This window comes from Porphyromonas sp. KLE 1280 (assembly GCF_000700805.1).
In the GTDB taxonomy this organism is placed as follows: Bacteria; Bacteroidota; Bacteroidia; order Bacteroidales; family Porphyromonadaceae; genus Porphyromonas; species Porphyromonas pasteri.
On record NZ_KL362962.1, the window covers coordinates 268,332 to 291,458 of the forward strand.

At 54.9% G+C, this 23,127-nt stretch carries 17 protein-coding genes and 1 CRISPR repeat array; of the genes, 10 read left to right on the forward strand and 7 right to left on the reverse strand.

Annotation, left to right across the window (positions count from 1 at the left end; all coding sequences use genetic code 11):
* Positions 1–17: 17 nt before the first annotated feature.
* Positions 18–728, reverse strand: a complete 711-nt coding sequence (gene pyrH / locus HMPREF1121_RS01060; protein ID WP_009433175.1) for a UMP kinase — start codon at positions 726–728, stop codon at positions 18–20.
* A gap of 332 nt (positions 729–1,060) precedes the next feature.
* Here pyrH and HMPREF1121_RS08585 point away from each other — a divergent pair, with 332 nt between their 5' ends.
* From HMPREF1121_RS08585 to HMPREF1121_RS01110, 10 genes are all read left to right on the forward strand, one after another.
* Positions 1,061–1,708, forward strand: a complete 648-nt coding sequence (locus HMPREF1121_RS08585; protein ID WP_052353539.1) for a DUF4230 domain-containing protein — start codon at positions 1,061–1,063, stop codon at positions 1,706–1,708.
* Positions 1,705–2,346: a DUF4230 domain-containing protein gene (locus tag HMPREF1121_RS01070; RefSeq protein WP_044114287.1), complete on the forward strand. Its 642-nt coding sequence runs from the start codon at positions 1,705–1,707 to the stop codon at positions 2,344–2,346. The genes HMPREF1121_RS08585 and HMPREF1121_RS01070 overlap by 4 nt, the downstream gene beginning before the upstream one ends.
* Positions 2,330–4,261 (forward strand): ABC-F family ATP-binding cassette domain-containing protein, encoded by a 1,932-nt coding sequence (locus HMPREF1121_RS01075; RefSeq protein WP_044114288.1) that lies wholly within the window; start codon positions 2,330–2,332, stop codon positions 4,259–4,261. The genes HMPREF1121_RS01070 and HMPREF1121_RS01075 overlap by 17 nt, the downstream gene beginning before the upstream one ends.
* A gap of 442 nt (positions 4,262–4,703) precedes the next feature.
* Positions 4,704–5,312, forward strand: a complete 609-nt coding sequence (locus tag HMPREF1121_RS01080; protein ID WP_044114289.1) for a DUF5063 domain-containing protein — start codon at positions 4,704–4,706, stop codon at positions 5,310–5,312.
* On the forward strand, positions 5,236–6,012 hold the full coding sequence (locus HMPREF1121_RS01085) for a 3'-5' exonuclease (RefSeq protein ID WP_232223708.1): 777 nt from the start codon (positions 5,236–5,238) through the stop codon (positions 6,010–6,012). The genes HMPREF1121_RS01080 and HMPREF1121_RS01085 overlap by 77 nt, the downstream gene beginning before the upstream one ends.
* Positions 6,013–7,242 (forward strand): class I SAM-dependent rRNA methyltransferase, encoded by a 1,230-nt coding sequence (locus HMPREF1121_RS01090; protein WP_044114290.1) that lies wholly within the window; start codon positions 6,013–6,015, stop codon positions 7,240–7,242. It begins immediately after the preceding gene.
* A gap of 49 nt (positions 7,243–7,291) precedes the next feature.
* Positions 7,292–7,945: a uracil phosphoribosyltransferase gene (gene upp, locus HMPREF1121_RS01095; RefSeq protein WP_044114291.1), complete on the forward strand. Its 654-nt coding sequence runs from the start codon at positions 7,292–7,294 to the stop codon at positions 7,943–7,945.
* Positions 7,929–9,368 carry an SGNH/GDSL hydrolase family protein gene (locus tag HMPREF1121_RS01100; protein WP_044114292.1) on the forward strand — a complete coding sequence of 480 codons (1,440 nt, stop codon included), beginning with the start codon at positions 7,929–7,931 and terminating at the stop codon, positions 9,366–9,368. The genes upp and HMPREF1121_RS01100 overlap by 17 nt, the downstream gene beginning before the upstream one ends.
* Positions 9,352–10,593 carry a GDSL-type esterase/lipase family protein gene (locus HMPREF1121_RS01105; RefSeq protein ID WP_232223709.1) on the forward strand — a complete coding sequence of 414 codons (1,242 nt, stop codon included), beginning with the start codon at positions 9,352–9,354 and terminating at the stop codon, positions 10,591–10,593. The genes HMPREF1121_RS01100 and HMPREF1121_RS01105 overlap by 17 nt, the downstream gene beginning before the upstream one ends.
* 14 nt (positions 10,594–10,607) lie before the next feature.
* A complete protein-coding gene (locus tag HMPREF1121_RS01110) occupies positions 10,608–12,131 on the forward strand; it encodes an MBOAT family O-acyltransferase (RefSeq protein WP_044114293.1) in 1,524 nt (507 codons plus the stop codon).
* Between the two features lie 448 nt (positions 12,132–12,579).
* Positions 12,580–17,058: a CRISPR direct-repeat array (repeat unit 33 nt; unit sequence GTTTCAATTCACGCACCCCGGGAGGGGTGCGAC).
* Positions 17,059–17,318: 260 nt separating this feature from the next.
* Here the strand turns inward: HMPREF1121_RS01110 and cas2 are convergent.
* From cas2 to cas5c, 6 genes are all read right to left on the reverse strand, one after another.
* Complete coding sequence (gene cas2, locus HMPREF1121_RS01115) at positions 17,319–17,609, reverse strand: CRISPR-associated endonuclease Cas2 (RefSeq protein WP_044114294.1); 291 nt, start codon at positions 17,607–17,609, stop codon at positions 17,319–17,321.
* A 7-nt stretch (positions 17,610–17,616) separates the two neighbouring features.
* On the reverse strand, positions 17,617–18,645 hold the full coding sequence (cas1c, locus tag HMPREF1121_RS01120; protein WP_044114295.1) for a type I-C CRISPR-associated endonuclease Cas1c: 1,029 nt from the start codon (positions 18,643–18,645) through the stop codon (positions 17,617–17,619).
* Positions 18,646–18,925: 280 nt separating this feature from the next.
* Positions 18,926–19,594 carry a CRISPR-associated protein Cas4 gene (cas4, locus tag HMPREF1121_RS01125; protein ID WP_044114296.1) on the reverse strand — a complete coding sequence of 223 codons (669 nt, stop codon included), beginning with the start codon at positions 19,592–19,594 and terminating at the stop codon, positions 18,926–18,928.
* Between the two features lie 6 nt (positions 19,595–19,600).
* Positions 19,601–20,464 carry a type I-C CRISPR-associated protein Cas7/Csd2 gene (gene cas7c, locus HMPREF1121_RS01130; protein WP_044114297.1) on the reverse strand — a complete coding sequence of 288 codons (864 nt, stop codon included), beginning with the start codon at positions 20,462–20,464 and terminating at the stop codon, positions 19,601–19,603.
* A gap of 23 nt (positions 20,465–20,487) precedes the next feature.
* Complete coding sequence (gene cas8c / locus HMPREF1121_RS01135; RefSeq protein ID WP_044114298.1) at positions 20,488–22,416, reverse strand: type I-C CRISPR-associated protein Cas8c/Csd1; 1,929 nt, start codon at positions 22,414–22,416, stop codon at positions 20,488–20,490.
* A complete protein-coding gene (gene cas5c, locus HMPREF1121_RS01140) occupies positions 22,413–23,102 on the reverse strand; it encodes a type I-C CRISPR-associated protein Cas5c (protein WP_044114299.1) in 690 nt (229 codons plus the stop codon). The genes cas8c and cas5c overlap by 4 nt, the downstream gene beginning before the upstream one ends.
* Positions 23,103–23,127 lie beyond the last annotated feature (25 nt).

A 23,127-nucleotide genomic window follows, 5' to 3' on the forward strand; every position in this document is an offset into this window, starting at 1 on the left:
AGGATGGTTGCTTGTTCTTAGAAGCCCACGTAGGTGCCGATAGGCTCGCCACTGAGGACCTTGAGGAGGTTGCCTGGAGTGTCCATATCGAAGACGATGATGGGTAGATTGTTCTCCATACACATGGTGGTAGCTGTGAGGTCCATGACCTTTAGCCCACGCTGGTAGATCTCATCATAGGTGATGCGATCAAACTTCGTAGCCGTAGGATCCTTCTCGGGGTCGGCGGTATAGATGCCGTCGACACGCGTACCCTTGAGCATAACATCAGCCTCGAGTTCGATACCGCGGAGGGACGAACCTGTATCGGTCGTGAAGAAGGGATTCCCCGTTCCACCCGAGAGGATGACGACTTCACCTGCCTCAAGGGCATCGATGGCGCGACGCTTGGAGTAGAATTCGCCGATAGGCTCCATCCGGATTGCAGTGAGTACTCTGTTCTTTACACCACGGGAGGTGAGTGCTGAGCCGAGGGCTAAGCTATTGATGACGGTGGCCAGCATACCCATTTGGTCGCCTTGCACACGGTCGAAGCCTTGGGCGGCACCACTTAATCCGCGGAAGATGTTGCCACCACCGATGACGATGGCCACTTGTATGCCGCGCTTGACTGCAGCTTCGATGTCTTGTGCATAGTCAGCGAGGCGGTCGTTGTCGATGCCGTACTGCTTCGCTCCCATAAGCGATTCACCACTGAGCTTGAGGAGTACTCGTCTGAAGTTATTCATTTCGTTCTCTTTGAATATAGCTACTACTATGGTGCAAAGAAACGACTTTTACGCCTAATCTCCACGCAGGTGCGCTCTGCTCTAAGATTAGTGCTCAGCTTGCGCTGGGGGAGAGCCTTTGCAGAGGGGGATAAATGAACCAGTACTGATCAGCGATTCAACCAGTACTGGTTACCCCTACCTACCAGTACTGGTCACGACGCGAAGCAGTACTGGTCACGATGCCGACCAGTACTGGTTCGTTTTTCTCTCCTTAGAGGAGGTCCTCCCACCCGCATAAGCAGGGGGAAGTTCGTATCTTTGTCCTCCATAAAAAAATAAGTAGATAAGATATGTCTCGACTCTATAGCTGGATGAGCTGCTTTGCGCTGGTGCTTCTCTCCCTCTCTTTCGCTGCTTGCTCGCAGAAAGAAGAGAAAGAGGAGACGCCCCCCGTGCAGCTCCTCCTGATCCAAGCCCAAAGCCTCTCGCGCCTCGAGCTGGCTACGACACAGGTACGTATTGTCCTTAAGATTGATCCCCACCGTGACGGCTTCTTAGGATTCAAGAAGCTCTTCGGCTCTAAGGAGACCCGTGTGGAGCTCCTCAGCCAAGCCTCTGCCTACTGCGATCTCTCGCTACTCACGGAGAAAAGCATCGTACAGCAAGCCGACAGCACGGTAGATCTCTATCTACCGCCAATCGAGGTCAAACGGGAGCTGGATAATCTGAATCACAACGTCCTGCAGGAGCCTACGGGCTTGCGTCGCCGCCTATCGACCAATGAACTTGATGAGATCATTCGCTCTCGCCAGACGATGATCGACGGGCTTGTTACCAAAGCTCTGGAGCAAGAGCGGGGCGCACTCATCCGCACGGCATCGGCTACGCTGACGAATAAACTGCAGCCGATCTTCCGTGACCTCCGCCTTACGGTGCGTGTCCACTTGGATGAAGCCGATGCCTCCCTCATTCAGTCCTCTAAGTCCGCAGCACAATGATCAAGCTCTCTTGGCGGATCCTTCGCCCGATCCTACTCCTTACTATATGTGTAGCTGCGGGGCTCTTCATCTGCCATAAGTTCTTCCGCAAGGCGCCTCAACCTGAGGTGACGACCGAGGAACTGCAGATGAAGGTCAGTCAGCGTCTGCGCCTCATCACCGAAGAGATCAGCTACCGGCAGGATGTCAATCTCTATGAAGCGGGGCAACACGCAGTGGGTACGGCCGACCTCGTCGCCTACGTCAAGTACGACCTCGAGAAGCTCCACTTCACGATGGCAGGCGACACAGTCTACGTGAGCCTTCCTGCGCCCGAGCTTGAGCTAGGGCGACGTCCAGGGGGAAATCACTCCGTACGCTACTATCTGGATCGTGGCGGGCGCCTTGGCGAAGCCAGCGCTGACCGCGTAGCGATACGCCGCTTCGACGAACGCATCCTTCGCGATGCGGAGCTGGATATACGCACCAGCCCTCGCTACCTCCCCGCCGCACAGCAGCGTGCCGAGGAGCAGCTCCAGCGCTTCCTCTCCGCCTTAGCTCCCCAAAGAATTATCCTTGTCGTCCCCGAGATCCGTATACCCCAGGGTGATCTCCCCGCCGCTTTCTCCACCTCTATTCCTCATGATCAGCGTCAATAACGTATCGGTATATTTCGGGGCTAAGCCCCTCTTCGAAGACCTCTCGTTCGTCATCTCCGCCAAGGAGCGTATCGCTCTGGTGGGGAAGAACGGGGTCGGGAAGTCCACCCTCCTCAAGCTCTTGGCTGGAATTGCCGAGCCTACGGAGGGCGTCATCAGCCGTCCCAAGGGGATCAGCATTGGCTACCTGCCGCAGGTGATGCAGACGAGTGACGAGCGTACCGTACTCGGTGAGTGTCAGCAGGTCTTCAGCCACATCACGGAGCTGGAGGCTGAAGTCGAGCGCCTCGCCGAAGAGATGGCGACGCGTACCGACTACGATAGCACGGATTATATGGAGCTTATCGAGCGCCACGCTCAGCGCTCCGACCAACTCCTTATGCACAGCACGGGGAGCATCGAGGCAAATATTGAGAAGACGCTCCTTGGCTTAGGCTTCGAGCGCTCGGACTTCGATCGCCCCACGGCAGAGTTCTCTGGTGGCTGGCGCATGCGTATCGAGCTGGCGAAGATCCTCCTGCAGCGTCCTGACGTCTTACTCCTCGACGAGCCTACGAACCATCTGGATATCGAGTCTATCCGTTGGCTGGAGCGCTTCATCGCTTCGGGATCGGCGGCTCTGGTGCTGATCTCGCACGACCGTGCCTTCATCGACGCTACGACGAATCGCACGCTGGAGATCGAACTCGGGCGCTTGCACGACTACAAGACGAACTACAGCCATTACCTTGTCCTACGTGAGGAGCGTCTCGAGCAGCAGCGCCGTGCCTACGAGAATCAGCAGAAGGAGATCCAGGCGACCGAAGACTTTATCGAGCGCTTCCGCTACAAGGCGACCAAGGCCGTGCAGGTGCAGAGCCGCATCAAGCAGCTCTCTAAGATTGACCGCATCGAGGTGGAGGACATTGATCGCGCGGCGATGCACTTCTCCTTCCTCCCTGCGGTGACATCGGGTGCTTACCCCGTGATCATCGATAGCCTCACGAAGCGCTACGGCGAGCACACCGTCTTCTCGGATGTGAATATGACCATCGAGCGCGGAGAGAAGGTCGCTTTCGTCGGGAAGAATGGCTCGGGGAAGTCCACCCTCATCAAGTGTATCATGGGAGAAGTCAGCGACTACACGGGCACGCTCAAGCTCGGGCACAACGTCGAGATCGGCTACTTCGCCCAGACGCAGAGCCAAGAGCTGGATGGGAACTACACCGTCTACGAGACTATCGACCGCGAAGCGCAGGGGGATATCCGCTTGCGCATCAATGACCTCCTCGGGGCCTTTATGTTCGGTGGTGAGGAGTCGGAGAAGAAGGTCTCCGTCCTCAGTGGGGGCGAGCGTGGTCGTGTAGCCCTTATCAAGCTCCTCCTTCGCCCGGCCAACCTCCTCATCCTCGACGAGCCGACGAATCACCTCGACATCCGCTCGAAGAACGTCCTGAAGGAAGCCATCCTTAACTTCACGGGCACGGTCATCATCGTCTCGCACGACCGCGAGTTCCTCGACGGCTTAGTGTCACGCGTCTACGAGTTCCGCTCGGGGCATGTGACCGAGCACATCGGTGGTATCTACGATTGGTTGGAGAAGCGTGACCGTGAGGACGGCACGTCGGTCAGCAACCCACGAGCCGCCACACCCGTGCCGCGGGAGACGAAGGCCCCCGAGTCTGCGACGGGGGCGCAGGACTACCAACGCCAGAAGGAGGCTGCCAAGGAGCGCCGTGCCCTTGAGCGCGAGCTGAAGGCCCAGGAGGAGCGTAGCGAAGCCATCGATGCCGAGCTGGGTGCTCTGGAGGAGAAGCTCGCCGATCCCGCCCATGCTACGGACGCCAAGCTCTTCGAGCAGTACAGTCAGCTCAAGAAGGAGCAGGAGCAGGTCCTCGCCCGCTGGGAGGAGCTCAGTATGCAGCTCGAAGGATAAGCCGTTTCCCCGAAGAAAAATCCCTTCTTTCTGCACGGTGGGAGAGCTCCGTATATGCGGCGGGAAATTTCCGTATATAGAGAAATAAATTTTCGTATATGCAGAAATATTTTTCCGTATATACACAAATATATTTTCGCATATACGGAAATTTAGCCCCCTCCGCACCTCGGGAAATATCCCTTCGCAAGGCGCTCTATCTGAGTGCGTAATCGTGGGTGCTTTCTGGCCAGTTAGAAGCCGCTTTTTTGCCCTCGTTTTTAAGGTACTTTGGGCTGCGTTTTATCCCCAGATGCGAGCTGCGAAATGGCTTCCTCGTGGTGACGATTTCCCTCGTCGTGCAGTGCCTCGTCCTTGGGAGCGTGCTGAGGCGCTTCTTTTCGCGCTCTTGCTGCACTCGGAGAGGGGATGAAGCTGCAGAAAATAGTACTTTTGCACCTGTATGGAATCAAATGTAAGAGAGGCGGAGAGCCTCTATACGAAAGAGATCTTAGAGTTCGCTGCAGTCGGCGTCCGCTATGCCGCGCTCTTGGAGCAGGCTTCTGAGCGTGACGCTCTCGTCGAGCAACTGGTGACGCTCCTGCCCCAGCTCTACTCGGTGACGCTGCACCTTCCCTCCTATTTCTACAGTCCCGAAGCTGATTATATCGAAGAATATATCACCGAAGGCGCCTATGAGGCCGTGCGCAGCCGCGTCTCGTCGCTCCTCGGTGAGGACGACGCATACCTCTCGGCGCAGTCCGAAGAGATGACCTACAGCGACACGCCGATAGCAGCCTTCATCTCCGAAGGCCTCTCGGATGTCTATCAACAGGTAGGCAACCTCCTCGGGATCCTACGCGACGAGAACGAAGAGGCGCTCCCCGCAGCTGTCGGGCGTTGCCTCCACTACTTCCACGAATATTGGGGGCAGGCACTCCTCGAGTCGCTCACGGCCCTTCATCGTATCTACACCTCCCAGTTACAGACACAGGATGACGACAAAGACGAGCCCGAAGAGTCCTTCGGGGAAGAAGACGGCGAAGAAGCCCTCTTCGACCTCCGCTTCTAAAAAGCGCACCGCTGTCGAGAAGGCAGCGCCCCAAGAGAAGGAGCGCCCTGTACGCCGCTCGAGCGCCAAGCCCTCGCCCTTCGCTCCGGTCTACTCTTATCCCCCTTCGATCACGGACGAGGAGCTACAGTCGCTTGCCTTGGCACGCTGCCCCGCTCCCATCACCATCATAGAGACCCGCGAAGAGGCACGCCGTGTCGCGATGCGCCTACGTCGCGCTGGCATCCTCGGTATCGACACCGAGACGCGCCCAAGCTTTACGGCTGGTGTTCGCTACGAGGTCTCCCTCCTTCAGATAGCTACCGAAGAGGAGTGCTTCCTCTTCCGCCTCAATAAGATGGGCTTGCCCAAGAGCCTTATCTCCCTACTCGAAGACCCAGCGATTATCAAGGTAGGGCTTAGCCTGCGCGATGATATCACCGCCCTCTCGCGTCGTGAAGCCTTCACCCCAGGCTCCTTCGTCGAGCTCCAGAAGCTCTGCGGTGGCTACGGTATCCGCGAGCTGGGCTTGCAGAAGATCTATGCAATACTCTTCGCTGAGCGTATGAGCAAGTCGCAGCGTATGAGCGACTGGGAGGCGAAGCAGCTTAGCCCAGCACAAGCGCACTATGCCGCCCTCGACGCTTGGGCATCCCTGCGGATCTACACGACCCTTATGGCGCTCCCCGCTCCATCACCTACTCAATTTGCCCTGATATAAATGAGCTATCCTACGCTACGCCTACATCCTCGCAAGGAGGAGTCCGTCCTGCGCTTCCACCCCTGGATCTTCTCGGGTGCCATCGCTTCCTTCTCCGCCCCTGTGGAAGATGGTGACTTAGTCTCCGTCGTCGATAGCAAGGGGCGTCCCTTAGGTACGGGACACTTCGGAGGAGGAAGTATCGCAGTGCGCCTGCTGAGCTTCGAAGCTGAGGAAGTCATTGATCGTGCCTTCTACAAGCGTCGCCTGGAGGCTGCGCTTCGTCTGCGCCTCTCGTGCGACCTCGTTCGCCCCGTCGGCTCCAGCGATAGTCCCAATACGACCTACCGCCTCGTGCACGGCGAAGGAGATAGTCTCCCTGGGCTCATCATCGACATCTATGACCGTACGGCCGTAGTCCAAGCGCACAGCCTCGGGATGCATCAGGTACGCCAGACCATCGCCGAAGTGCTGTGGGAGGTCTTCGCTGAGGCAGGCGATCCCGTACTCCCTCTCGAGGGTGTCTATTATAAGTCTGAGACGACGCTGCCCACTCGTGATATGCGCGAACTCGCTTCGGACGGCTTCCTCATCGGACATACCGAGGCAGCGCCTATCTATGAGAATGGCGTGCGCTTCACTCCCGATTGGCTTAAGGGACAGAAGACGGGCTTCTTCATCGACCAGCGTGACAACCGAGCTCTTGTAGCTCACTACGCTAAGGGACGCACTGTCCTCAATGCCTTCTGCTACACGGGGGGCTTCTCAATCTATGCTCTTCACGCAGGAGCAAAGCGTGTTGATTCGTTGGATAGCTCGGCTAAGGCGATGTACCTCACCGAGCAGCACGTAGCTCTGAACTTCGGTGCGGATTGCCCCCGACACCACTCCGTCACGGAGGATGCTTTCGACTACTTAGAGCGTATGCCCGAGAACGAGTATGACCTGATCATCCTCGATCCGCCCGCCTTCGCTAAGCACCGCAAGGTCCTGCGTAATGCCCTTATCGGCTATCGAAAGATCAATAGCATCGCTTTCAAGAAGGTCGCCTCAGGTGGGATTGTCTTTACCTTCAGCTGCTCACAGGCAGTATCGAAGGAAGAATTCCGCTTGGCGGTCTTCACCGCAGCGGCGGCATCAGGGCGTAAGGTGCGCATCCTGCACCAGCTCACTCAGCCCGTTGACCACCCCATCAATATCTACCATCCCGAAGGCGAATACCTCAAAGGCCTCGTTCTCTACGTTGAATAGAATAGGAGAGCCTGAAGGTATATTTCCCCTTCCCAAAGCTTCATCATCAATGAAAGTAAAGCACCTCATCGAGGAGAACTCTCTCCTCTGCCACTTCGTCGCAGAGATGCGCGATATAGAGATACAGAAGGATGCCATGCGCTTCCGTCGCAATGTCGAGCGCGTCGGTGAGATCATGGCCTATGAGCTGAGTAAGAAGCTCCACTATACGGAGCGTGATGTGCAGACGCCTCTCGGCGTCGCCCGCTGTGCTCAGATCTCGGATCAGATCGTCATCGGTACGATCCTGCGTGCAGGCCTTACGCTGCATCAGGGCTTCCTCAACTACTTTGATAAGGCAGAGAATGCCTTCATATCGGCTTATCGTAAGTATAAGGATCGCCTGAACTTCGATATCTTCATCGAGTACATCGCTTCGCCTTCTCTTGAGGGGAAGACGCTACTGCTTGTAGACCCGATGCTCGCTACGGGAAGCTCTATGGATCTCGCCTATCGCGCACTCTTGACTAAGGGTACCCCCAAGGAGGTGCACCTCGTCTCGATTATCTCCAGTCAGCAGGCTGTAGATACGCTCTGCGAGTCTTTCCCAGACGACAATGTGACGCTCTGGGTAGCTGCTATCGATCCCGTCCTCGATGACCACGCCTATATCGTCCCAGGCTTAGGGGACGCTGGAGACCTGGCCTATGGGGAGAAGCTCTAAGTCGCCCGATTACCTCCTTCGCTTTTGGCTACTGGCTCTGGCGGTGACGCTGGGGCTCCTTCTGCTCTACTTCCTGCCGGATAATATCTTCGGTTGGGAGCCGAACAAGGTGGACTTGCTCTCTGACCTACGTCGTGAGCAGGTAGACTCTCTTGCTAATAAGAGCGAAGACGCCGTGGCTCTTAGCCAGCAGGCTCGTAGCACGGATAAGAAGGTGCAGGAGCGTGAGCGCATACATCGTGAGCTGGAAGCTCAAGCAAAGGCGGCCACTCCTGACTCGGCGATGTCTGCTGAGAAGCTGGACTCGACTATCCATCCCACGAGTATCCTCGTCGATATGACACCTGCTCACGATGGCCTGCAGCATTTCTTTGCACAGCTCCGCCGTCGCAGATCGCTGGGGCGTCCTGTACGTATCGCTGTCCTTGGAGACTCCTTTATCGAAGGAGATATCTTCACGAGCAGTATACGTAGCCAGCTGCAGGCTCGCTATGGTGGCTCTGGGGTAGGGTGGCTACCATTGACTTCGGAGACTGCGGGCTTCCGTCGCACGGTTCGCCACGAATTTAAGGGCTGGAAAGAGTATAATCAGCTCCACTCTAAGGGGCGCTATCCACTCCCGAGCCACTACTATACGGGCTCTGTCGGGGACTGGGTGCGCTACACCCTTCCTAAGGGAGCTCGTCCCTGTAATGAAGCGGTCATCTATTATAAGGCTCCATCAGGAGCTACCCTTGAGGTCTCTACGAACTCAGAGGAAGCTACGACGCTTGAGCTCCCAGCTACCGAGGCGCTTAGTGCTTGTCGCCTCGCCACAGGCTCGATCAGCTCTGTGCGCTTCACCCTCACGGGTGGGGCTTCTGGCTTCGTTTGCTATGGGGTTTCGCTGGATGGTACTTCAGGGGTGAGCGTTGATAACTTCTCTATACGCGGGAACTCGGGGCTCATCTTAGCATCGCTTGATGCTGAGCTCAATAAGGCTTTCTTCGCAGAGCGTCCCTATGACCTTATCGTCCTGCAGTACGGCCTCAATACGATCTCTCCGAAGCAACTTGATTACTCGGGCTATACCAAGCAACTGGGTAAGGCTATTGATCACCTTCGTGCAACGACGGGGCGTGCCGACTATCTCTTGCTCGGCGTATCAGACCGCGGTGTCAAGGCCTCGGGGGGAGCAGTAGTCACGATGCCTGCCGCTCTTGCTTTAGAGCGTGCACAGATCCGTCTCTCTGCCGATAAGGGCGTGGTCTTCTGGAGTACGCGTGAAGCTGTCGGTCGCCTTGGTGGTATCGGTAAGCTCGCCAGCAAGGGGTGGGCTGCCAAGGACTACACCCACCTCTCTCATCGCGGGGGTGACGAGCTTGCTCGCCAGTTCCTCGATGCCTTCTTCCTCGAAGAAAAGTACTATGATGCGATCAAGTAAGCGTGCAGCACTTCTCCTCACGGTAGGAGTGCTGGGTATTGCTGGATCTCTATTTGCTGCTGGTCCAGTGCCAAAGAGCGAGCCGAACTTCTATGCTCCCACAGGCTACTTTGCGAGCTTAGCTCAGGAGCTGCGTGTAGCAGCGAAAAATAGTAGCACGGTCTCCATTGTTCAGCTCGGCGATAGTCATATCCAAGCAGGGCATACGACGGCTCCACTGCGTGCCTCGCTGCAAGCTTCCTTTGGTGATGCCGGACGTGGCTGGATAGGTTGGTATTCGCTCTATGGCTCTAATTCTCCACGGGATTACCGAGTCACTTCGTCTGGATTTGGTTGGCAGCGCGAGCTCATTCTTAAGCCCGAAGGCACACGACCCATGGGATTAGGGGGCTATGTGCTCTCTACGCGTCCTAGTAGCCGATTTACCATTGGGGTTACCTCTTCGGATCACCCTTTCCGACAGATGCACCTTGTTCGCACCGCTTCTTCACTCCCCTTGACAGCGTTCCCTCTTGCCGAGCTCCGCACAGGACGCTTCTCTACGGGAGCCTACGTAGTAGATACGCTTTCTTGGCGCTCACCCTATACGAGTGTCACACTCACGGGGGCGGAGGAGAATGATGCGGATGAAGCTGTCTATGCGGGCTGTGTCCTTCTATCCGGGAAGGGTGGTGTCCTTGTCCATGATATTGGTATTAATGGAGCTGCTTACCGACACTATGCGCTCGCTGACTATGTCGAGCAGCTCTCATTGCTGGAGCCTCAACTGCTCATCCTCTCAATGGGAACGAATGACTGCTACAGTACGCGCTTCCAAATGGCGGACTTCACCGAGAGCCTTGAGCAGATGCTTATGCTGGTCAAGGAAATCTTACCCAAGACAAAGATCCTGCTGACAACTCCTCCCCCCAGCTTCTTTCGCCAAGCCTCTACGCACTATGTCGTCACGGGACGTCGGCGTAAGCACCGCAAGAAGGTGACTACTATGACCTATCGATTCAATGAGAATGCAGCGCGTGTCTCAGAGGAGATCATGCGTCGTGCAGAGCTGCATGGTGTAGCTGCCTTCGACCTTTTCTCTGCTATGGGAGGGCAATCAGGGATCAATTCCTGGATCGCCGATGGCCTGATGGCAGGTGATCGTGTGCACTATAGCCGTGATGGCTATGAGCGGCAGGGGCGACTTATCACCTCGGCGCTGGAGCGTGCACTCTCTATTCGCTAACCCTTTTACGACGAATGACCTTCTTCGATACAATCGACTGGGGGAGACTCCCCGATGTACTGCGCTTTGACCGCGAGAGTCCAATGATCTTCTCCTCGGGACTCTTCCTCTTCTGTGCGCTCTTTTTCCTGCCGATCTACATGCTCCTTCGGAAGACGACGACGCTACGCATTATCTACGTCGCTCTCTTCTCGCTTTTCTTCTACTACGAGAGTAGTGGGGAGTATGTCTTGATCCTCCTCTTTGCCGCCACGATGGACTACTTCATTGGGCGGGCTATGGGGCAGAGCGAAGATCCACGTCATCGCAAGCGCCTCTTGATCACGAGCGTTTGCGTGAACCTTGGGATGCTCTCATACTTCAAGTACTTCTATTTCCTCCTTGACCTGGGGCAGACATTGCTTGCAGCGATTGGCATCACGACACCTCCAGCAGTGCCATTGGAGGCTCGCGACTACTTCATCCCTGCGGGTATATCGTTCTATACCTTCCAGACGCTAAGCTACACGGTCGATATCTACCGAAAGGAGATCACCCCACTGCGTCGCTGGATTGATTACCTCTTTTATCTCTCCTTCTTCCCGCAGCTGGTCGCTGGACCTATCGTCCGTGCGAAGGACTTTATACCACAGATCTATCGTCGCCCGCAGCTGCTGAAGGCTGAATATGGGGAAGCCCTTACACTCATCATCAGTGGCTTGATCAAGAAGGCGATTATCGGAGACTTCATCGGGGCCAACCTTGTAGACCTCATCTTTGCTGAGCCAACTCGCTTCACAGGGATAGAGAATCTCTTTGCGGTCTACGGCTATGCGATGCAGATCTACTGTGACTTCTCGGGATACTCAGATATGGCTATTGGGATTGCTTTGCTACTTGGCTTCCGTTTCAATATCAACTTTGATTCGCCCTACCAGTCGGGGAATATTACCGAGTTCTGGCGACGCTGGCATATCTCCCTCTCAAGCTGGTTGCGTGACTATCTGTACATTCCGCTCGGCGGAAATCGAAAGGGACAGATCCGCACCTATATCAACCTCTTCCTGACGATGCTCCTTGGCGGGCTATGGCATGGAGCAGCTTTCCGCTTTGTCCTTTGGGGAGCCATCCATGGTGTGGCTCTTGCTCTGCACAAGCTGTATATGCAGATCTTTGATCACTTCGGATGGCGTCGCCGTAAGCCCCTTCGTTGGCAGCGCTTCGCAGGGCAGATCATTACCTTCCATCTTGTCTGCTTTGCTTGGATCTTCTTCCGTGCAGACTCGATGGAGACAGCTTGTGCGGTGATTACTCAGATCAAGGATCACTTCACCCCTGAGGTCTTCCTGCAGTTTGTCGTAGGCTATAAGAATGTCTTGCTGCTCTTGCTCATAGGTTACCTCCTACACTTCACCTCGCACAAGCAAGAACTGCACTTCCGTGAGTGGATCACAGAGCTTTCTTTCCTCAAGCAAGCATTGCTCTTTATTGGGGTGATCTTCCTGCTGATCCAGATCAGAAGCGCAGACGCTCAGCCCTTCATCTACTTCAACTTCTAAAGGCTTCCTCCACTCAACTATCATATGGCTTGCCCGCACCGCCTTCTTGAAGCGGTGCGGGCAAACTGTATATCACAGAGCTCTCTGTAGAGACCCTGTATCAACCACTATTGGTCAGCGAGCAAACCAATAGTGGTCGGTGCGTGGACCAATATTGCTTCGTTCGTCAACCAATATTGCTTCGCCCGTTGACCTATATAGGTTGCTACTCCTACTTTTATTGCTTTATTCTATCATCTCCTATTTATGATAGGTTACCGATTCACCTATGGGTAGGTTGAGCAGAAGTGCTTATCAACAAGTCTAGTCCTTAATCCTTTAGTTGAGGAGCAATAAAGCTTGTTGTGATATTATCTTGGGAAAGCTTTAAGAGAATAACTCCTATAGCCTTGGAGCATAGACGTGTGATTAGAGGCATATCGAAAAAGGCCTGAGGGATAACGTCAATGATTTAATTCACGCACCCCGGGAGGGGTGCGACAGGGTGCGAGTTTACCGAGGATAGCACAGAGTGGTTTCAATTCACACACCCCGGGAGGGGTGCGACTCTCAGGCTGCAATAAGCTCGAAGAGGTCTCAATGTTTCAATTCACGCACCCCGGGAGGGGTGCGACCCCCATTAACTCCTCTCACAGCCGAGGAGGTGGAGTTTCAATTCACGCACCCCGGGAGGGGTGCGACTACACCGAGCTACTCAGAGAGCTACGGGAGATAGCGTTTCAATTCACGCACCCCGGGAGGGGTGCGACGGTCACCAAGAACAAAGCGAGGAGGGACAAGGGTGTTTCAATTCACGCACCCCGGGAGGGGTGCGACATGGTTGCGCCTCCGTCTGACTTGGGCACATAATTGTTTCAATTCACGCACCCCGGGAGGGGTGCGACATGGTTGCGCCTCCGTCTGACTTGGGCACATAATTGTTTCAATTCACGCACCCCGGGAGGGGTGCGACTTAGGGCGCACTACGTTATTGCGCCAGAAGATGGGTTTCAATTCACGCACCCCGGGAGGGGTGCGACGCGTAAGCTTAGCCTGCACAGCTGGAGCAGAAGTTTCAATTCACGCACCCCGGGAGGGGTGCGACTCTTCCAGCGCGGGGATAGCGTCCTTTCGGAGCGTTTCAATTCACGCACCCCGGGAGGGGTGCGACGCAATCCCAGTAACGTAGTCCGCCAAGTAGCCAGGTTTCAATTCACGCACCCCGGGAGGGGTGCGACGCAGGCTCACCAGCGGGCTGGTAAGCCTTAGAGCGGTTTCAATTCACGCACCCCGGGAGGGGTGCGACTAACAAGTAGGGCAGTGCCGTTAGCGTTATATATGTTTCAATTCACGCACCCCGGGAGGGGTGCGACTTTATTAGGTTACTTAGTTCCGATAGTCTACGCCGTTTCAATTCACGCACCCCGGGAGGGGTGCGACTGGTGGCGAGCCACGTATTTGACTACGTTCCCCTGTTTCAATTCACGCACCCCGGGAGGGGTGCGACTATACTAATGCTGGTACAGAGAGTACTAAGACTAGTTTCAATTCACGCACCCCGGGAGGGGTGCGACCGGCGGGGCGCTTGTGTATATTAGTCCTCTTCGTCGTTTCAATTCACGCACCCCGGGAGGGGTGCGACTTAGTTTCCATACCTTTGTAATGATTTTAAGAAGTTTCAATTCACGCACCCCGGGAGGGGTGCGACGCCGACGCCACCGCTTGTCTATCCTGCATGGATGGTTTCAATTCACGCACCCCGGGAGGGGTGCGACCTCATCGCGGGGATGAGTACGCAAGTCCTCAGCGGTGTTTCAATTCACGCACCCCGGGAGGGGTGCGACACCTAGCTCCTCATTTACAAGACGCATACACTTGAGTTTCAATTCACGCACCCCGGGAGGGGTGCGACTCCGTAATTAACTTAGTAAGAGCGGGTTGAATAGTTTCAATTCACGCACCCCGGGAGGGGTGCGACAGCTCAAATGACGCTTACTGAAATTCAGAAAACAGTTTCAATTCACGCACCCCGGGAGGGGTGCGACGGTGTCGGTTGCTCACTAACTGCTATACCAAGAGCGTTTCAATTCACGCACCCCGGGAGGGGTGCGACTGGAGATAACAAATTGTCGTGGGGGACCTCGTGGTTTCAATTCACGCACCCCGGGAGGGGTGCGACTCATAATAGTCTAATTCTGAGGGTTTTACAAAACGTTTCAATTCACGCACCCCGGGAGGGGTGCGACGATATATCCGAGGTTATTACTACTGCACAGACCGAGTTTCAATTCACGCACCCCGGGAGGGGTGCGACGATCGCACAGCTTAAGTAACCATCAGCGCACTTATGTTTCAATTCACGCACCCCGGGAGGGGTGCGACGGCATCGCCACCGAGGCGCTGATCTACCTTATCGCGTTTCAATTCACGCACCCCGGGAGGGGTGCGACATGTTGTAGGTAAGCTCGTTGTCTGTTCGCTCATGTTTCAATTCACGCACCCCGGGAGGGGTGCGACGATGGGTGCGACCACCGCACCATGAGTTCTTCCAGTTTCAATTCACGCACCCCGGGAGGGGTGCGACGGGCAACGTCGGAAAGGCGATCAAGCTGCTCTTTGTTTCAATTCACGCACCCCGGGAGGGGTGCGACTTCTTCTTCTTCACACGGTCATCTGATAACTTAGTTTCAATTCACGCACCCCGGGAGGGGTGCGACTCGCCCTCGGCGTTCCAGCGTGGCGTGAGGTAGAGGTTTCAATTCACGCACCCCGGGAGGGGTGCGACTTATCATGGCTAACCTTAGTGGTCGTAGCTATAGTAGTTTCAATTCACGCACCCCGGGAGGGGTGCGACTTCTTGAGCTTCTTGTAGTCCACGCCTGCATCTTCGTTTCAATTCACGCACCCCGGGAGGGGTGCGACTTTGCCATTGTCTATCGTTAGTCCTTGCGTTTCAAGTTTCAATTCACGCACCCCGGGAGGGGTGCGACATAAACGTACCATCCTGGCGTTGCAAGCGATTAAGTTTCAATTCACGCACCCCGGGAGGGGTGCGACACCTCTCCCAAAGACTCGACAATGTAACCATTGAGTTTCAATTCACGCACCCCGGGAGGGGTGCGACGACGCAACGGCAGACGCTGGTATCTCCCTCATCGTTTCAATTCACGCACCCCGGGAGGGGTGCGACAATCCTCGTGTCAGGAGAAAAGAGCGGGCGACCAGTTTCAATTCACGCACCCCGGGAGGGGTGCGACTGCATCCGAGAGGAGGATGAGCCTAAGGAGTGCAAGTTTCAATTCACGCACCCCGGGAGGGGTGCGACCCTTTCGGGTATCTAATTCACCACAAGGAGATAGGTTTCAATTCACGCACCCCGGGAGGGGTGCGACAGTTCGGTCTTGGTCGCTCTATCCTGCTGGACAAGTTTCAATTCACGCACCCCGGGAGGGGTGCGACAGTTGAAGGCTGATGACTTTGGAAGACGTGATACAGTTTCAATTCACGCACCCCGGGAGGGGTGCGACGCTCGCTCGGAGGGATCGTCAAGGTCAAGGAGCTCACGTTTCAATTCACGCACCCCGGGAGGGGTGCGACTTTGGTGTCGTTATGGATGCCGTTTATGGTGGTATGTTTCAATTCACGCACCCCGGGAGGGGTGCGACCTTGTCCAGGGCACGCAGGAGCGTCCCATCGCCGTTTCAATTCACGCACCCCGGGAGGGGTGCGACTCAGCACGGCATCCTTGAGTGGCTTACGGAAGAGGTTTCAATTCACGCACCCCGGGAGGGGTGCGACTTATAGGGCGCGCTACGCTACTGCGCCGTTAGAATGGGTTTCAATTCACGCACCCCGGGAGGGGTGCGACTACGCTTCGCCACCGATAGCGCCCTCTAAGGGGTTGTTTCAATTCACGCACCCCGGGAGGGGTGCGACCAGCATCGGCATCAGCAAGGTTCTTCTGAACTTGAGTTTCAATTCACGCACCCCGGGAGGGGTGCGACACGACATTAGCACCAACTGCAGGCGCAGGAGTTGCAGTTTCAATTCACGCACCCCGGGAGGGGTGCGACTGGTCTGTTTTTTCAGAGCCGTCAAAATTAACGGAGTTTCAATTCACGCACCCCGGGAGGGGTGCGACCTTATGAGCGCTCTACGCTTTATCAGATATTGCGTTTCAATTCACGCACCCCGGGAGGGGTGCGACTAGGTATAACCGTATAAGCGGTATTGTCTACACCGAGTTTCAATTCACGCACCCCGGGAGGGGTGCGACTTGATAGTATCTTCTCTGTCCGCTTTGACGGTACTGTTTCAATTCACGCACCCCGGGAGGGGTGCGACGCGAGGGGCATAGCCAAGAAGGACAGATTTGCCGGTTTCAATTCACGCACCCCGGGAGGGGTGCGACGTAAGCGTAGCCATACACGTAAACGAGGCGCGCGTTTCAATTCACGCACCCCGGGAGGGGTGCGACCTCATGTGACATAATAGGCTGCAAGCCTAAATCCTGTTTCAATTCACGCACCCCGGGAGGGGTGCGACTATGCAGACCTGTAGAGCTATGAGACGAGTAAATGTTTCAATTCACGCACCCCGGGAGGGGTGCGACTAGCAGCATCGCCTACGGCATTGGCTGCACCAGAGTTTCAATTCACGCACCCCGGGAGGGGTGCGACCTGGGCAGACCCTGTGGGATGTCGCTGTGTCGATGTTTCAATTCACGCACCCCGGGAGGGGTGCGACTGGTTATAAGTCTCTCGGTAATATCAAGCCTAAGTTTCAATTCACGCACCCCGGGAGGGGTGCGACTGATAACGAAGCTATTCTAAGTAACTTCTTAGTAGTTTCAATTCACGCACCCCGGGAGGGGTGCGACGCAAGGAAGATGATTGTTATCATAAGTTAAAGTTAAGTTTCAATTCACGCACCCCGGGAGGGGTGCGACAGTGTGGTGCAAAGTTGCGTATTATGGGGCGGATAAACAAGCGTAATCTGCGACTGGCGGTGTTGCTCTGAAGGTCGGGGCTATGCTCATGCCTTTATTCTTGCTTATGTGCTTGATAACCAGCGCCTGCGGATGATGCTGGAAATAACTGTTCGCTTGGGGTTCGCTGGAGGCTTGCGTGGATGTGCTTGGGGACTTACGGAGAAGGTGAGTTGGGAGAGGTCAGTAGGATTTTTGGAAGAGGCTTGGGGTAGTGGAGGCTACACGATGAGTTCCCCTTCGATCTCGAAGGAGGTAACCTTGCCATAGACGTGGATCTGCCGTTGGTAGTGCTTGTCTAGCTGGTAGATCCGAAGACTATCCTCTTGATCATCGATCACGGAGAGGAGTTCATGGCGAAGGCTTACGAGCTGTGCTGGATCGACCAAGCATTCGAAGACTGAGGCTTGGACACGCTGCCCGTAGTTCTTGCAGATGCGGGCTACTTGGCGGAGGCGCTTAGCGCCCGAGGGTGTCGCTGTCGCGACATCGTAGGTGACGAGGATATACATCTTTTGCTCAGACCATTAGGAATACAGGGTACTCATCTAAGTCCCCTCGTAGGTGTCTGGCTAAGAGGAGTGCTTGGATATAAGGGAGTAAGCCTAGGGGCATCTTCTCCTTGAGGAATGGATGGGTGATCTCGTCCTTCTTACGTTTTTGCCAGAGACCGATGAGGCGCTTACGAGCATCCTCTTTGAGGAGAAAGCCCTTCTCTCCCTGAGGGATGAAGTCACTCCTTTCGACCTGTCTTTTGTTGATGATCGAAAGAACAAAGCGATCGACTAGGTAGGCACGCATCTCCTCCATGAGATCGAGGGCAAGGCCTGGCCTCCCTGGGCGATCCACGTGAAGGAACCCCACGTAGGCATCCAGCCCCACCGTCTCAAGGGCTGCACGCACATCATGCGCCAGCAGGGTGTAGAAGAACGAGAGTAGGGCATTCACTTCATCCTTGGGGGGATGTTTGCTTCGTCCTGAGAAGGTAAATTCTTTGTTGAGGATTAGGTGTTGGAATAGGCCGAAGTAGATATTCGCAGCATAGCCTTCCACTCCCATGACACCTAGGCGTGAGGTCTGTTCGGTGAGCTTGTGTTGCTGCTGTCTGAGCAGTGCCCGAGCCTCCTCGATCTCGCTCTCTACCTCATGCGGGGGATGGTGGTCTCGACAAAATCGGGCTAAGACACTCCGATGGTTCGCTATCTTCCCTGCGATGAAGATCGAAGCCAGATGCGACGAGAGCACGTCGTCATCTGCCAGACGATATTGCTCCCGTCTCAGGAGCACATTCCCCTTGATCGGCCCTTCGAGCGAACCGATATACTTCCCCGTCGGAGAGAGGAAGGAGAGCTTCACCCCATTGTGTACGCAGAGCGACATGGCTCCAGGTGAAGCTCCTAGGTACGAGAAGCAGAGGATGCTCTCGAGGTTGTGAATCGGTACACGTAGCGTCTCTTCGTCGTCGATGCGGACGACGATATTCTCTCCATCCTTGACTAGATAGGCATTTGGGGTAAGGATATAAAGGGTGTTTAGAAGGTGTCTCATCGCTTAGCAAGGGCTGGGAAATTGATTCGATACTCCTAGGGAAATAGGCTAGCCTTCCAAGTGCCTCATACATGCCTCCCTCAAGTGACCCATGCATGGGTCGGTCGAGGACCCCATTCATGGGTCGGAGGAGGGACCTATGTATGGGTGCCTAGTGAGGAGGATGATCTAATGGGAGAAGAACAGGAGGAGGTGTACGCCTTTGGTTGGCTGAAGTTATGCCCTCTAGAGGCTAATGGGCGCTTCGTGATGCGTGCTCATGAAGGCCTTAGCCTAAGGGCTAGTCAAGGAGATGATAGCGACCGAGGTAATCCGAAGCTCGCTCTCCTTGATTCATCTGAGGCATGCAGAGGTCTAGTAGGGAGCAGGAGCGACAGCATGCAGCGTAGCGTGGAGGGATGCTCGCTCCGTCTTTGTATAAACGGTGCATCTCGACAGCCATCTGTAGGGCCTCGGTGCGAAGCTCAGTGTCGAAGGCAACTTCCTCCCGATGCTTCGTCTCTCCATAGAAGAGGTATCCTCGAGGAATGTGTATGCCATAGGATTCCTCGAGGCAGATAGCTTCAGCGCAGAGCTGTAGCTTGTCGGCATTCGTTCGCTTGGGTTGTCCTCGCTTATACTCGATCGGTATAGCCTCCCAGTCTCCTGGGTACTTGGGATGATGGAAGTGAGCCCCTTGGGACTCCGATGCTGGGTGTAGCTCCACAGCATCGGAGTATCCATAGAGGCCAAGTGAGGGGGAGGCTAAGGGGACGGAGCGAAGGGTGATGACATCGCCTCGTCGACCACTCTCCTCGGGCTGATGCACCTTCTCATGGAGTAGATGCCCTTCGGCCGTTAGGTGATTTTCCTCCCAGAGTTGCTCCACATGGATGAGGTACCACTGTCTTGGGCAGAAAGCATAGTGCTGGATGCCCGAGAGGGGGAGCATCTCGTCCTCGGTGTACATGATGCGCTAGATGAGGTCGAGTAGCTGGACTCCCTTGGGAAGCTTGCTCTCATCGACAGTGATCTCGTAGTCGCTGAAGGAGCGGGCAGGACGGCTGGGATCCTTAGCCTCTACCTTCACCAGCTCAAAGAGCTTGTGGGCGGGAGCATTGCCCAGGTCATCATCGTGCTTGAAGACGATGAGTCGACGGGCAGCCATCAGTCCACGGGCGGCAGAGCGGTCGAGGTCGAACATGTTCTTCAGCGCCTCCCACAGCAGGTCTAGATCGTCTTCGCTGAATGTCGTCTCACGAGCCAGCGCCGCAGAGATGAACCCGTGAGCACGATACAGCCCGTAGGGTACGGTAGCCTTGCGACCCATGGTGCGCTCCTTTTCCTTATCCTTTTCATCGGTGACTGCCATGCGGGTGACCGTATGTTCGGAGGCGACAATCGGATCAATGGATCGGGCAAAGGTTAGCTGGACTGCTCCACGCACTTGGCCTGCATTCTTCCCCGTAGTCATCACTGCTCCGAAGGTGCGGATGTCGTAGTAGTGCTCGCACATATACTGACGTGCCTTGTCCTTATTATCGGCTTCCTTCCCTTTCTCTTTGGGTTTGAGGTCAAGAGCCTCATAAGCTTTGTCAATCTCGCTGTTGAGGACTGCAGCCTCCTTGACGAAGATCTGGCTGAGAGGATCACTGCCTACCTTGGTCTGCACGTAGTTGCGAACCTTGCGCTTGAGACAGACATCGGTAACGAGACCTTGTCCCGTCTCGAAGTCGATGCGTGGTAGGTTCCCTGCATCGGGATCCCCATTGGGGTTACCGTCCTGTACGTCGAATAGATAGATGAAGTCGTACCTGTTCTGGATAGGTTGCTTACTCATGATTGTATGGATATTTAGTTGGGTTAATTTTCTGTTTCTTGTTCTTCTTCGATTGCTGCACTCTCTGCCTTCTGATCACGGTAGGCCTTCTGATGATAGTAGCCCACGGCGAAGATGCTCTGCTGGTCAGGGGTGAAGAACTTATCGAACGTCGCCTGTCCTCCAGGGAGGAGCTCTAGTACCTCTTGTATCTGCCGGTCAAAGTAGAAGCCGAGACCTCCGTGCTCTTTCTTAATCTTCGATAGGTGGAAGGCAGAGAGCTGGAGGAGACGACCGAAGATAATCCCTGGTGTCGCTGAGGCTGTACGGAAGTAGCGATCGGTGATGTTCGCCTTGATGCCGGGTATAGCTTTCTCTTGGATGCGCTCCAGAAGCGCAAAGAGTCGCCCGGCTAAGTAGGCTGGGTTGGAGTTGGACTTGTCTAGTGCCATAGTTAGCTGTTTTATTTGAGGATTCTTTCTGTGTTTGCGGTTGATGTATGCCTTGAGTAGGGCTGCTCGGAGCTCTGTGACGGGATACTTGCTGGTGTGGTCATGATGGATCCGCTCGAGGCATGCCATCTGGAGGACTGGTGCATAGGGGAGCCCCTTGATGATGCTCTCAAGGAGCTCTTGCACCACCTGTCTCGGCCATTTAGTGCTATCTGTCGCTGTGTAGATAGCCTTCATGATCCTGTAGACGGGGCGAAGGGGAGGAGTATCTTCGTCTAGGAGACCATCGAAGCGGACGATATTCATATCATCGAGGTGTGCGAGGGTATTACCGACGATCTCGCTGATTGTACCTTCCATCCAGAGCTTGACACTGACACGCTTGGCATTTGGCGCAAGTGCTAAGATGTAGAAGCGATCGGAGTGATCCCGATCTATATTTGCATTCTTACCTCCTAGTGCTGACCGAAGAGCCTGGATCACCACCTTCGTCTCTTGCTCGGGGTTCTTCTTCTTGGCTACTTTCTTCTTGGATGTCGAAGTGGCTTCCTCCTCCTCATCAAAGTCGCTATCGAAGGGGAGCCCTGTGAAGGTGGCTTCTTGATAGTTCTTGAGCAGTTCGTCGTCCTGTAGGGTATTCCAGAATACGAATGTAGTCTCTCCTATGCGGTAGTTTGTGTTCTTATCCTTCTCAAGGAGCATGTTGAGCCCCGAGATGATGGCATCGGATGCTGGCTGAGAGATTGGGGCATTGAGCCCCTGCTCCTTACCATAGGAATCATAGCCTGAGAATTTTTGGAAGCTGATGAGCGTAGCATTGGCCTGAGCTCCGAAGAGACTGATCCCACCATGTAGTCTAGCTATGGTGCCCTTCTCTCCAGTGACCAAGCATCGTCCCATTTCTTTTCCTTCCTCCTCAGTACTCCCTGCTAAGTAAGACCGAATATCTCTGTGCGAGGAGATCAGCTTATTAGGATTACTCTCTGTACTCAGTAGGAATGAGATATTTGCCCCGACCTTTTTCTTGATCTCCAGCAAGATGTCTTCAGGGATGATGTTCGAAAGGTCTTTTACCTCCTCTGCAAATAGATCTGAAGGCTCTTCCTCCTTTTTCTCTTCATACTTCTTGTAGAAGAGTTCTATAGCCTTGAAGCCTTTGTTCTCTGGGAAGAGCTCTCGGAACTTAGCGAGCTCTTGCTTGAAGGCATCATGCTGTTTAGGAGCCATGACCTGCTTCTCTTCACTATCATCCGTGGGGATCCCCAGCACATAGCCAGAGTGATCCCAGAGGATTTGGGAGATTGCATAGCTCTTAGATCCCGAGCGACCTTTAGCTTTGGCTACGAGGTACTCACGGCCTTGCTTATTCTCTTTGTCTCGGGTATCAATCACCCGTCTGAATGTGCCGTCTTCATCAATGACGATGACGAAGGGAATGGCTTTCCATTCCATGCCAGAGGGAGCTACCTTCCCCAGCTTGGCCATCGCTTGGTAGTAGTCGTAGAGTGCTTTGAGTATCATCTGAGTATCTCCTTACTTGATTTGTGGGGAACTTCGATTACGCCATTTATCATCTGGGCATGGAAGAAGAGGGGAGGAGGACACTGGAGATTCTTCTCGAAGTCCATGTCGAAGAGCATGATCCCTAGGTCCCGAGATTCGTCGATGGGTAAGTCTTGCTCCTGACCTCGTGGAATGTACTCAAAGGAGCAGGTGAACTCACGACAACCTAGATAGGGCTGTGTGAAGCACTGCCCCTTGGTAGCTCGCTCTAAGAAGATCGCATCATACTTCTCTGGAGTCTCCGCCTTAGGATCTTTGCACTCCTCTTGCTGTTTCTTGGTACGCTTCTCCAAGGGAATGAATTCCATCTCGGCATAGATGCGGTAGGCTACATCACGGAGGATATAGGATGTACGCTGCTGACGATTCTCCTCGATGAAGAGAGGCTTTGTAGCCTTGTGGCTCATCGTAGATCCTACCTCATTGCGGCGGATGGAGGTGCGTCGGATGGGCTTGAGAACCTCGATCCTACGGACGTGCCATTGGATGGCTGGCTTCCAGAAGATGCACTGGAAGATGTTGCGTGCTGCCGAGGGAGTGATGACATCGTAGCTGACACGCTCGACCTTGAGTTCGGGCCTTGTGAAGCAGGCAAAGTCACCACGTATCTCTAAGCAATAGAGTTTAGGGTTTGTCTTATCCATAGTTGCTGATTGTATTTGTTGCTTG